This is a genomic window from Bacillus sp. JJ664 (genome assembly GCF_036962205.1).
Taxonomy (GTDB): domain Bacteria; phylum Bacillota; class Bacilli; order Bacillales; family Bacillaceae_G; genus Gottfriedia.
Window position 1 is genome coordinate 1 of the sequence record NZ_JBALMS010000183.1, and the last position, 5,686, is coordinate 5,686.

Annotated in this window: 4 protein-coding genes; 2 read left to right on the plus strand and 2 right to left on the minus strand. The window is 33.3% G+C overall.

What is annotated here, in order from left to right:
* The first annotated feature begins 207 nt into the window (after positions 1-207).
* Entirely contained in the window at positions 208-693 is a 486-nt protein-coding gene (locus V7056_RS19770; protein ID WP_499704100.1) for a tyrosine-type recombinase/integrase, read from the plus strand.
* Between the two features lie 77 nt (positions 694-770).
* The gene (locus tag V7056_RS19775; RefSeq protein WP_499704103.1) at positions 771-1,019 is read left to right on the plus strand and encodes a tyrosine-type recombinase/integrase; all 249 of its coding nucleotides are present in this window, start codon (positions 771-773) and stop codon (positions 1,017-1,019) included.
* A 602-nt stretch (positions 1,020-1,621) separates the two neighbouring features.
* Here V7056_RS19775 and V7056_RS19780 read toward each other — a convergent pair.
* Positions 1,622-5,161 carry a S8 family serine peptidase gene (locus V7056_RS19780; protein WP_499704101.1) on the minus strand — a complete coding sequence of 1,180 codons (3,540 nt, stop codon included), beginning with the start codon at positions 5,159-5,161 and terminating at the stop codon, positions 1,622-1,624.
* 327 nt (positions 5,162-5,488) lie between these two features.
* Positions 5,489-5,686 (minus strand): hypothetical protein (locus tag V7056_RS19785; RefSeq protein ID WP_499704102.1); only part of this gene is annotated, 198 nt, incomplete at its 5' end.

Below are 5,686 nucleotides of genomic sequence, written 5' to 3' on the forward strand. Positions count from 1 at the left end.
ATGTAAACTAGGAATAAATCAAACGTACCAATAACTACAGGTACTCACTTCCTATAATAATCATTTTTAGGTAGTTTTCTGGTGTCTCCTTCACAATAATTATCAATTAGGATCCATAATTATTAAGGTCGTAACAATAAGTATTCGGTTCGGTACATAATTCTCGGTTGCATCCTTATAACAAAAATATTTGGAGGCCGTTTGCAAATGAATATTCAACATGCCGTTGATGAATTTTTATCTTACATTAAAATTGAGAAAAATTTATCAAACAATACCTTTATCTCATATGAGTACGATTTGCACTGTTTTACTCAGTTTTTAATAAAGCAAAATCGTTCACTCATACTTTCGGATATTTCATTATCAACTGTACGTCGTTTTATACAGGATCAAGTAGTACACAGTAATATTAAACCTAGAACCCTACAACGTCGCATTTCCTGTTTAAAGTCATTTAGTAAATTCTGTGTTAAAGATCAATTCTTAGACCTCGATTTTATGGCTGGAGTTGATTCTCCTAAATCGGATATGAAACTACCTAATTATATGAAATTAAGTGAACTCCATTTGTTTTTTACTTATTTAGAACAGGATAGTCACCCTTTTTCGCTGCGGAATGAAGTTATGTTTAAGTTATTGGCAACAACAGGTATGAGGAAATCGGAACTTGTTTGTTTGACTTGGAAATAATTGGATTTTGAAAATAATACAATATTAATCCATGGTAAAGGAATAAGGAACGTCTTCTCCCTCTTCACTCCATTGTAATACCTTTACTTCAGAAGTATAAAAATAATCTTTTAATCGAACATACTCAATCATCAGAACCAGTTTTTAAGAGTCGATTAAATAAGGGATTGAATGCAAGATCATTGCATCTTATATTTAAGCAACTAATCAGTAAAGCTGGTTTACCCGCTCACCGTTTTTCATTACATCACTTACGACATACATTTGTCACTTTACTTTTACAAGGTAACGAAAAAGTGGATTTAAAAACATTACAGAATTATTAGGGCATTCTAGTTTATCAACAACAGGAGTATATACACATATAAATTTAGGACAAAAGAAAAAAGTAAATTGAATCGTTTTTGAATTCCCATACCCTTTTTCAATAATTGATAATGTAAGTTGCGGATGTGTTTCAAGTAGTTTTAATAAAGTATCTTCATTTAAAAGTAACGAATTTTTTACGCTATCCCCCTCTTCCTTCTGAACTGTAAATTTATCTTTAGAATCTATAGAATTAGTTAATGTTAATCGTTATATACCCTTGTTGTAATTGAACTTGTAGCGGTAATTCCACTTCTTTGGAACGTTCCCTTCTCACGAATATCCATAAAAGCTAGAGTACCCGCGGATTTCCATGTTGTAGTAGGTTCAAAACGTTCTCCGTCTAGGCCAGATAAGCCCCAATCATTTTTTGTTACTTCCCATCTGCCATAGTCATATTCTTGACTTCCATTTCTCTGGTTTCTGTAATGGCCTAAGTGAATTAATTCGATCTATTAATCTATGTGATAATAGAATATGTAAGAATTAAATGTTTTTAGAGAATAATATCACTAAATAAAAAATGCCAGCTCATAGAATATGAGAATGGCATTTTTTCATACTATTTTTGTAATACAGTAACAGTTTGTGGGGTTGTCGTTACTTTAAAGCCTTGTTTATTTACAACGTCTGCTGAAACAAAATACGTACCATTTGGAACATCTAATTCAGGGGTCCACTTTAAATGGATTTCATTTTCATTTTCAACTACAAAAGAATCAATTACTTTTCCATTTATATCTTTTATATTGATTGTCCAATTTACATTGTTATTAGCAAATGCATCGATTCCAGCAGGTATACTTCCACTAATATCTTCATTTGGCCAAACACTAAAGTAGCTAACTAGCATTTCCTCATTAATATATGAAGGGTCTCCCCACACTGAATATCCATGATTATAAGCATAATCAGAGCCCAGTACGACGACGCTTTTTGGTTCTTCATTCACAAGGACTGATGTCTGTCCAATCTGTAATGACTTATATTTACCGTTATACCAAATAATTCCAACTTTAAATCCACTACCTTTTTCATTGTCTACAGCTTTGAAAGAAATTTCATATTGTCCATCTTTCGGTTGTACTTTAATATCCGAAACGACTGGAGCAACAGAATCAACTTGAATAGGTAGTTTTACTACTTGAGGTCTAGCATCCTTATAATCTAGTGTTGTTTTTATTACATAATTATAATTACCATCTTTGACCACTTGGCCATTTTGGTCTTTTATATCCCACAAATAACCACCATTTAAATAGTTACGATAAGACATAATATTTTTACGGAATTTCCATGGCTTTCCAGTGTATTCACTAAAGTCACCAAGATATTGAATCATTTCACCATTTTCATTCTCAACATACATTTCAGTTTTTTGTAAGTTTCTTAGTGTAGTAAAAGTTGAGAAAATATTTTTAAAGGCTGCATTCGGAGAAATAACCATTCGACTTTTGTTAAATGTTCTAGTTTTCGGATCATAACCTAGTGGGAATGTTCCTTCTGAACCTGGTTCATCATTCCAAAGAGTTGTATAACCCAAGAAAGCATCTTTATCCCATGCCACAGGGTCAATATTATGTGGTTGATCCCATTTTCCGTAGTAGCCCATATATGGTACAGAAATTGGAACAGCTAAATCAGCGTTTTGACCTGTGGGAACTAGTCGTACATATCCCTCAACAAAAATTCCTTTCTTTAAATTAGAAGGTAATTCAACTTGAATATCGAGATTCTTGTTTTGTCCTGATTTAATTTTTAATATATTTCCTTGTGAGTTAGATACTTTTTCTCCATTCACAGAAGCTATAGCACCTTGTATTCGCTCACTTTTTAATGTTAAATACTCTTTTGAATCCAATGTACCATCATTGTCTAAGTCAAATTCTTTCGTTTCTTTACCGTCTGTTAGTACATCTACATAAACTTTGTATTCAAAATCTTCTTTATCTTTTCCTTTTACTTTATAGTTTTGAAGTCCCTCTAAATTCAATTTAAAGTTGACTTTATTGCTATTAATCTCTTTTAATGCAACTGATCCTGCTTGTTCTAGAGGAGTTTTTTCTCTTGTTACGAGTACAGGTGTTTTAATTGCATTTTGTATTTGCATCAATCCAGACCCTTGAATTCGTGGAGAGTAAGGAGCTTCAGTAATTGTCCGTGGATCTTGTATAATTTTAGATGTGTTCATTAAAGCAATTTTAGCTTTTAAAGCTGTTTCCTTTGAATGTGCTAAACCTTTTTCATATAAGGATTGTAATATAAGTGCAGATCCACCTGCTACATGTGGCGTCGCCATTGATGTTCCACTCATAATCTCATACTCATTTCCTGGAACAGTTGAATAAATATTACCGCCTGGTGCTGATAACTCAGGTTTAAAGTCTAATGTATGTGGTGTTCCATAAGATGAGAAATATGACATTGTATCTTTACTTGGATTATCAATATAAATTCCTTTTGATAATTTCATTCTAACTATATTTCCGCTTGTTAACTTAGAAATTAACGAATTACCGATTGCTTTGCCTGTTGTTGCCGCTGGAGTATAATAAGGACTAAAGTTGGTAATTGGATAGTCAACATCTGTATTCGATGGTACTAAAATAACAGCTTTAGCACCTTTCCTACTTGCTTCGTATTGAATATAACTGTATGATCCATATATTTGGTTTGGTTTAGCAATAATAATTTTACCTGTGACATCTTTATTATTAAAATCTTCAGTTCTACCTTCACCTACATAAATCATCTCGTAACTTTCAAATGGAGATAATACTTTAGAAAGCTTTAAGTTAAATTGAGTTTGATCTTGATATGGAAGCTGAAGTCCATTTTCTTCTACAAGGGTGCTCACATGTATTTTCGAATTTTCATATGAAGCAACAGAAATTGCATATGGACTTACACCTGGTTCACTCACTGTACCAATATCTGGATTTTCGGCATAAGGTTGTAAAGAAGATTGTATTAGATCATTTTTAGTGCTGTAAGCAGAGTTCCCACCAGCAACTACTACAAGTGTGCCATGTTCTGTTGCTACGTGGATTGCCTTCTGAATCGGATCGTTGTCCTCACCAACAAATCCAGCATCAGTTCCTAAACTCATGTTAATAACATCTGCTCCCATTGTTACTGCGTGCTCAATACCAGCGATAATGTCATCCTCATAAGCTCCTTCGCCATTATCAGAAAACACTTTTTCAGCTAAAAGTTGCACACCCGGTGCAATTCCTTGTACGCTATCATTTGATTCGTCACCATTTGCTCCTACTATACCTGCTACATGTGTACCGTGAGGGCTTCCATATTGACCATGAGGTATTACATTAGTATCATCATCCGCCCAATCATAACCAGTAGGTACTTTGTCACTGTACCATTTCTCATTTACTTCAGTTTCAGCTAACTTATTTTGGATATTTGATTCTGTCCATTTTTCCTTTTTTTTACCTTTTTCAGTAAGTGTCATATCTTTATGAGTATAATCAATTCCGGAATCTATAACCCCGACTAGTAACCCTTCACCTTTATAACCATATTGCTGCCATACATTTTGAGCTTGTACCAATTCTTTACTTGCACCCATTGATGGTTCAAAAGTTCTTGCAATATGTACATTTGCAACCCCAGGTGTTTTTTGTATTTCTTTAAAATTACGAAATTCTGTTTCAACACTAAACCCATTAAAGCTTTCAAAGAAACGATTTTTTACCTTGGAAGCTGAACTTTGCTTTGAAATTTTTGCTATAACGTCATCTTGCTTTTGCTTTTGTTGCTTCTTTTTTACTTTAGGAGAAATATCTATAGATTCTGGTTGTTCTACTTCAACTATTACCCGTACTTGTTCATTTGGGTTATAAGCTTTAACAATACCATTTTCACTTAAATCCTTATAACCTAGTTCATCTACTTGATCTTCATTTAAATGTTTCTCTTCATCTAAGAAAATTTTTTGACCTTGTTTTACAATGTCCTCAATACTTGGAGCTGGAACCGTGTTACTTTCTGTTTCTTCTGCAAGACCCGTTGACGTAAATAACATTGCTGCTAAAGTTGCAGTAGTAATTACTTTGTAGGGAAAACCTTTTTTCTTCCTCATCATCCACTTTCCTCCTACTTAACTCATCTTGACATTTGACCTAAAACAAGAGCATCTTTAGTAAAATTACTTCAACAGTTAAAACAGCAGTTCCAAGATTGTATTGTACATATGTAGACCCTGCTTTCACTGCATTTAACACTCACTAGAAACTGTTACAACTTTCTATTCTAGTGAAGTCCATTTTTCCTTCTGCTGTATCATCAGCTTCGGAACTATCCTTATACTGTGTTTCAACCTTTAAATTGTAGAGCGAGACTGGTGCTTCACTTGGGTGGGTTCTTTGTTGTATTTAGTGACTTTTTAATTGAGGCAAAAACCTAACTACTAAATAGAAGAAATGAATAAGGTTAGAACGAGTACTAAGAAAGTAATTCGTATTGTCATCTTTGTCTCGTTTGTTAACCTCCATATTACTTTTGTATTGATCCAACCTGTAATATTGAATCGTGTTTCAAATCCTCCTTTTCGTAATATTGTAAGACTAAACTTAATGTTATAAGTATTCAGAATAATAAACAATAC

What these genes read in the sequence shown, in the direction of transcription:
- V7056_RS19770 (WP_499704100.1), top strand. Translation starts at nt 208, where the DNA reads ATGAATATTCAACATGCCGTTGATGAATTTTTATCTTACATTAAAATT.
- V7056_RS19780 (WP_499704101.1), bottom strand. Translation starts at nt 5,161, where the DNA reads ATGAGGAAGAAAAAAGGTTTTCCCTACAAAGTAATTACTACTGCAACT.